We start from the raw sequence: 5574 nt of genomic DNA, 5'->3' as shown, positions 1-5574 counted from the left end.
TTGTCATTTTATCTTTGAGGGATGGGATGAAATAGTAATATCTGAATTTTTCAAACGAGTAGAAGTTGAAAAAAAAATAAAAAAAAATAAGATTTGACCTTAATCCAATACCTTGAAAAAGATGCTTTATAGCATCTTTTTTTTGTTTAAAGACAATCACTTCTCTGATCGGGAATAAAAATAGTTAATTCGGGGATATTAGAATTTTGGATACTTTGTTACTGGAATTGCATTTTATCTTTAAGAGATGGAATAGTATAAAATAGTAGGGATTGTTATAGTGTGGTTTTTATCTGTAAAAAACATTTGAAATAAGAAGCGTTACAAAAACAAAAAAACAAAAAACTGATATAGAGTAGATAATAATTTAAAATCTAAAAAATGCTTAAATATGAATTACCAAACAAACAAAGTAACGTTCGCTCTAGATAACGACTACAAAATTGAATCAGGATATTTTAAAGTTGAAGACTATAAAGTGTCCTCAGGCGAAGACCCTCATGGGAATATTTATCAAGGATTAAAAGTAGATTTCAATAATAGTGACTTAGAGTTTAAAATAGGACGGCATAAAACAAAAGAAACAGCCAAGTGGTATAACTTAAAAATAGGAGCCAATCAAAATACATTTGACCATGGCGCTGATGAGTTGAATTTTGCAATGATTGGTACTTTAGTAATACGTCTAAAAGGAGGTGTTTTAGTTGACAAAGTAGAAGAATTTATTTTCGAATCTGTTGCACTTGCACAAGGACATACAGGAGGTAACAACTGGTGGTTTGGCGGAAAATTTTGTAAAAACATTGGCGACCACAGTGTAGAGTGTATAGGAAAAAACAAATTGAACCAAGATGTAAAATTTGTTTTTCAAAGAGGAGGCAATGATTTGAGCACAATTAAGATTAAGAAAGTTTCACTTTTTGATTTAGCAACATGGATATCAAATATTCATGATGCTAAAAAATTAGGAGAACTGGCAATGCCTGGTACACATGATGCAGGCATGTCGATATTGAGAAATTGCAGTGATGGATCAGGCGGTCTTATTGGACCCTTTACCAAAACCCAGAGCTTGTCTATTAGCGGGCAATTACTTTGCGGCTCACGATATTTTGATATTAGAGTTGATTACGATCATAGCTCCTTAATCACATTTCATAGAACAAAAGGCAATGGCTGTAGCGGTCAATATTTACGAGACATATTGGATGAAACAGTAAAATTTTTGAGTGAGCATAAAAGCGAATTCGCAATTTTTAAAATACGGTTCAGAAATTATGGCGACAACCATAAAGAAAGTGATATAGCTGAATTAGTAAGCGCACTTTTGGATAGTGCAGACTATAATGATTATTTGCTTAAACTAACGGATAGTGAGACTGGGGCGGACGGTAATATTATGGAGTTCCCAATCCACAAACTAAGAGGGAAATTAATAATTGTGTGTGGTTATGAGGACTTTTGTGATGTTAGAAAAGGAAGGCTTCGTTATTTTGATTATGATGCTTCCGGAATAAACAGTGCCGCAAACTTAACTGTTTATGATGAATATTCAGATGAGCAGAATTTCGATAAAATGAAGAAAATTCAATTAGATCGTTGGAAAGATTATGCAATTGCAGACAGGAAGTATTTCTTTCTGTTATCATGGACCATGACACCAAAAACGTATGTAAGTTGGCATTCAATTGAAACATTGGCAAATAATGCTAACAAAGAATTACCATCAGTTTTGAACGAATATATTGTTAATAAAAATTATTCAAAACCAAATGTAATTTATGTTGATTATTTAAACCAAGATGTTGCACAGAGTATTATAGTTTACAATAGTATATAAAACGATTTTAATATTAGCTATTCAATGTCATTCAAATGTTCTGGCAAATGGTTGGAAAAGTTGTCATATACAATAAGAGAGACTTCCGCTAAGATGGTATTGTCAAAAGCGGGGCCGAACAGCTTCGATCGAGCATCAGTACAAAGTTCAGCTTTCGTTCTTCGAATGAGCTTTTGGGGTAAAAATCCCCGCCTTCGGCAATACCTCTGCTCTTCGAGGTCTCTCATCCACAGCTGCTTCCTTCATACTATGAAGTTAGCGTAAAAGAAATTTGTTGTTTTTCAAGAGGATTTTGGATCCTCTTTTTTTTATTTGTAAAGTACTTGTCTATTCCGTATTAAAACTTGTCAATTCGGGAGTATTAAAATTGCGGAACATCATTATCATAATTGTCATTTTATTTTTGAAGGATGGAATGGCATGAAACAGTAGGGTAGTGGTTGTCGAGTTTGAAGGGGTTATGGGAGAGGGAAGTTTTATGAGCAGTTGAGAAAAAGTTACCATAATGAGAGTAGTCTATCCAACTCCGTTACTGATAAGAATATAGATTGTAAATAGGTCAGTAACTACTCATAACATGGGCTAGGAGAAATGCCTTCCGCTTCTATGGATAAAATAGTACAAATTAAAAAATTTGGCTATTTTAGCAATTATTTGTGAAGCGGAAGAAAGAAGGCACTTCGCCTAGCCCGATAACGTTGGCAGTAAGTTAAAAGCAGGAACTTGAAAGAAAAATTCGAAATATTGAAAGGTTTACCAGCCTACGGAGAAATGTATATTTCAATCCCTGAAAATGGCTATTCTGAATTTTCGGAAGGTTTAGTCATTAAATTTATTAAGAAAGACAATACGGAATGGATTGGGAATTTTGAAACTGGAAGTTCGAGTTTTAAATTTGCAGCCAAATTAAAGAGCAGTGAAAATGTTTTAATAATTGCGTGCGGAAATTGCTACATAATGAATCCCGAAGAAACTAAACCGAAAGTTGAATTTGGACACGATTATAAATATGTTTTTGAATATAAAACCAAATTTGTTTTAGTTGGCGAATATTCCATTTCTATTGTAGAAAGTATCGACAAAATTGAACATTTAGATAACTTATATTATGACGGAATAACAAATGTGAAATTGGAAGACGAAAACTTAATTGGAGAATTAAACAGTTATGATTCATACGGAGAAGGATATAAAAGTGATTTTATATTAAACCTAGAAACTTCAGAGTTTAAAGAAATTGAAAGAATTAAAAACCAAAATAAAGTAAATAACCAAAACGAAATAAGTCCAAAAGACGTAGTTGAAAACAAGAAATGGTGGAAGTTTTGGTAACTCTAAGTTCTGCTTTTTACATAGATGCTACAACGAATTTTGGCAATTGCCTTAATGGAAAGTTGGTTTGCCTCCGGCCGGTTCGGCTTTCAGCCTCGGGTTGTATTTGGGATGATTTACTTCGTCTATTCGCCCCGCTAATTAGCGGGACTCGGGTGGTAAATCCGAATAATGGGCTTAATTTAGTCCCAAACCCGCTGTAGTACCAGAAGGTTACAGCAACCGAGTGACGCATCTATATAACAGTCGACAGGAGTAACAATTAGAAACTGGATGACTGCCCTCATTGCAATGTAAATTTGACAAGTAACAAAATTTTAATAAAATAAAGATATGCTGACAAACATAAATCCAAAAATGCCGATGCGGAACAAGGCCGTCACAAAAGATTTCTATATAAGCAAGTTAGGATTTCGGAACCTGGGAAGTTCTGACTATGATGGTTATTTGATGGTTGAAAAAGACAACATAGAAATCCACTTTTTTGAGTTTAAAGAACTTGGCCCGAACGAAAACTACTCAGGAGTTTACATCCGAACCAATAACATTGACAGTTTGTATCAATCATTGTTGGACAATAAAATAAGCATACACCCGAATGGAGCATTAGAGATAAAAGCTTGGGGACAAAGGGAATTTGCGTTACTTGACCCGGATAACAATCTATTGACTTTCGGACAGAGTATATAATCACTATTGACCGAGTACTACGTAACGGCAGCAGCCAGCAGCTACTACAACGGATTTGGGCATTAGACTTAATGGAAAATTGGCTTTGTATTTGGGATGATTTGCTTCGCCTGGTCGTCCCGCTAATTAGCGGGACTCGGGTGGCAAATCCGAAGATAAGGGTTAATTTAACACCAAACCCGCTGTAGTACCAGAACGTTGGCGGTCAGTTTAGCAGAACAAAAAGTAAAGAAACTGACAAAAAAAACTAATTAAAAAAATAAAAACTCAATTGGTTTATTCAAATTGAAACTCAAAAATAATGGAAAGAATAGCTACCTATATAATTTTTATTTTACCAATTTTACAGATTTTACTTTATCTATATGTAGATTTTAAAAAAATAAATAATAAAAAAAAATATGTTTTTATTTCTATACTTCTGACATATTTTTTTATTCCATTTATTATAAATTATTTATCTAAAAGCGAAAAAGAATCAGGTTGTTTGTTACCATTAATTTCAATGTTTGGAGCTATTTGGTTTATTGGGATGTGTTTTACAATTATAGCACATTTAATTTATGTTGCGTATACAAAAGTTAAATCACTAATATTAAAAAGAAAACCGAACGGCTAAAAGCTGCGACAGCGGATTTGAGCAATAGGCTTAATGAAAGTTGGTTTTGTATTTGGGAGATTTGGTAGCGGGACGTTGTAGGCTATGGTAAAACGATACTTTAAACCAAAAACTCAACTAGACATAACTTTAATTGAGCCTTACAGAAAGGCAAAACGAGCTTTACGATAAAGTCATATCAAAGCGAAAAACGTAAATTTGTTGGTTATTAATCTAATAGCAGCAAATTATGGATGTGCAACAAGATGATAAATTAAAAACTGTAAACTATTCAGGAGTATTTCTTTCGTGTTTTTCTGATTACAGCGAAAAGTGTATTCACGCAACGCCTGAACACGTTTTGATATACTTGTATTCGGGCGAACAGATTATTGAAGACCGAAACAAAAAGATAAAATTACAGGAAGGCGATTGTGCTTTTATCCGAAGAGACCACCGATTAAAAATGTACAAAAACAGCAAAGGCGAAGATTTGTACAAAGGCATTTCATTGACTTTCAAACGTAATGTTTTGCGAGAGTTCTACAGCAAAATGAACAAATCTGAGATCCCCAAAAATATAAAAATTTCTGATAAAACCGTTTTCAAATTAGAGCCAACTCCTGCGATAGAAAGTTTGTTTCAATCCCTAACTCCTTATTTTGACAGCAATGTAAAACCAACGGAAGGCGTTACACATTTGAAATTATTGGAAGGAATTTACGCTTTACTGAACAGTGACGAACAACTTTATCCGATACTTTTTGACTTTGCCGAACCTTGGAAAATTGACCTTTTGGAGTTCCTCAATGGCAACTATATGGAAGACCTCACAATGGAGGAAATCGCTTCGTTTACAGGTCGAAGTTTAGCTACTTTCAAAAGAGATTTCAAGAAAATAAGCAATCTTACACCACAAAAATGGCTGATAAAAAAACGCTTAGAAACAGCTTATATAAAACTGAAAGAAGAAGGCAGAAAAGTACAAGATGTATCTATTGAAGTAGGCTTTAAAAATCCCTCACATTTCTCAACAGCATTTAAAAAGCAATACGGAATATCACCGACCGAAATATAAAAATTGAGCTTTACAGAAAAGCGATTTGAGCCTCAC

At 33.8% G+C, this 5574-nt stretch carries 5 protein-coding genes; all 5 read left to right on the top strand.

The annotated features are described in order from the left end of the window. Positions 1-391: 391 nt before the first annotated feature. The 5 genes from VFS71_RS19970 to VFS71_RS19950 all read left to right on the top strand — a co-directional run bounded on the left by VFS71_RS19970 (position 392) and on the right by VFS71_RS19950 (position 5538). Complete coding sequence (locus tag VFS71_RS19970; protein WP_326403460.1) at positions 392-1840, top strand: hypothetical protein; 1449 nt, start codon at positions 392-394, stop codon at positions 1838-1840. A 723-nt stretch (positions 1841-2563) separates the two neighbouring features. Continuing rightward, positions 2564-3172 (top strand): hypothetical protein, encoded by a 609-nt coding sequence (locus VFS71_RS19965; protein ID WP_326403458.1) that lies wholly within the window; start codon positions 2564-2566, stop codon positions 3170-3172. Between the two features lie 333 nt (positions 3173-3505). After that, the gene (locus tag VFS71_RS19960; protein ID WP_326403457.1) at positions 3506-3862 is read left to right on the top strand and encodes a VOC family protein; all 357 of its coding nucleotides are present in this window, start codon (positions 3506-3508) and stop codon (positions 3860-3862) included. 301 nt (positions 3863-4163) lie between these two features. Beyond that, a complete protein-coding gene (locus VFS71_RS19955) occupies positions 4164-4481 on the top strand; it encodes a hypothetical protein (protein ID WP_326403456.1) in 318 nt (105 codons plus the stop codon). 229 nt (positions 4482-4710) lie between these two features. After that, positions 4711-5538 (top strand): AraC family transcriptional regulator, encoded by an 828-nt coding sequence (locus tag VFS71_RS19950; protein WP_326403454.1) that lies wholly within the window; start codon positions 4711-4713, stop codon positions 5536-5538. The last annotated feature ends 36 nt before the right edge of the window (positions 5539-5574 follow it).

This window comes from Flavobacterium sp., assembly GCF_035760125.1.
Lineage (GTDB): Bacteria > Bacteroidota > Bacteroidia > Flavobacteriales > Flavobacteriaceae > Flavobacterium.
This window is presented reverse-complemented; position numbering and strand designations above follow the sequence as displayed.

Excerpts from the sequence above, each read along its gene's own strand:
- VFS71_RS19960 (WP_326403457.1), top strand. The coding sequence starts at position 3,506 with ATGCTGACAAACATAAATCCAAAAATGCCGATGCGGAACAAGGCCGTC.
- VFS71_RS19950 (WP_326403454.1), top strand. The coding sequence starts at position 4,711 with ATGGATGTGCAACAAGATGATAAATTAAAAACTGTAAACTATTCAGGA.
- VFS71_RS19970 (WP_326403460.1), top strand. The coding sequence starts at position 392 with ATGAATTACCAAACAAACAAAGTAACGTTCGCTCTAGATAACGACTAC.
- VFS71_RS19955 (WP_326403456.1), top strand. The coding sequence starts at position 4,164 with ATGGAAAGAATAGCTACCTATATAATTTTTATTTTACCAATTTTACAG.